The organism is Methylophaga sp. UBA4204, from assembly GCF_002379485.1.
Classification (GTDB): Bacteria; Pseudomonadota; Gammaproteobacteria; order Nitrosococcales; family Methylophagaceae; genus Methylophaga.
The window spans coordinates 94266-94924 of sequence record NZ_DFTU01000037.1 but is presented as its reverse complement, the minus strand read 5'-3'; the positions used below and the strand labels follow the sequence as shown (position 1 = coordinate 94924).

Genomic DNA, 659 nt, shown 5'->3' with positions numbered 1-659 from the left:
CGGGTTCATTTAACCAGGCCAATACATCTGCTCGAATAAACTGATGCTGCTCACCAACAAAGTTATTCAATTGCATATTATCTCTGGCCCAGCCAAGGTAGGTATTTGACATATCTACGGTGGTAGTGGATTTGGCTCCACCTGCAGCAGCATAAACCGTCGCACTGCCGGTATAGGCAAACAGATTCAGAAATGCTTTTCCTCTGCTGTTTTCAGCTAGCATCTGCCGGGTGATTCGGTGATCCAGAAATAATCCGGTATCCAAATAATCCGTCAGATTAATCCAGAAGCGAAGATCATTTTCCCGGACTTCAAAACGCTGGCGTAAAGCCGCCTGTGACTCATACTGGTTAGAACCACGTTGTTTCTGGCGTAACTTTAGCGCAACTTTATCGTCCTTTACACCTAACACAGCCGGAATGATTTGCATGACTTCATCGAGACGTTCGCTGGCTTTTAACGGATCGATATCTGCTGGCGGTGCATATTCCTGCACATGAACGTAGTCTCCATAAACATCAATAGCCACAGCGTAATCTGGTAAATCAGCATCATAAACCCGGTAACAATCCAGCTGGTTTTTGCGTGCCCATTTGGCTAAATGCCGAACATTCTTTTTCAACCGATTAGCGAACATCTCGGCTTGTGGAGAAACATTT

General features: G+C 45.4%; 1 protein-coding gene. It reads right to left on the bottom strand.

Going from position 1 to position 659, the window contains the following annotated elements:
• On the bottom strand, nucleotides 1-659 hold a 659-nt coding region (locus B3182_RS05535; protein WP_292751888.1), incomplete at both ends, for a class I SAM-dependent methyltransferase.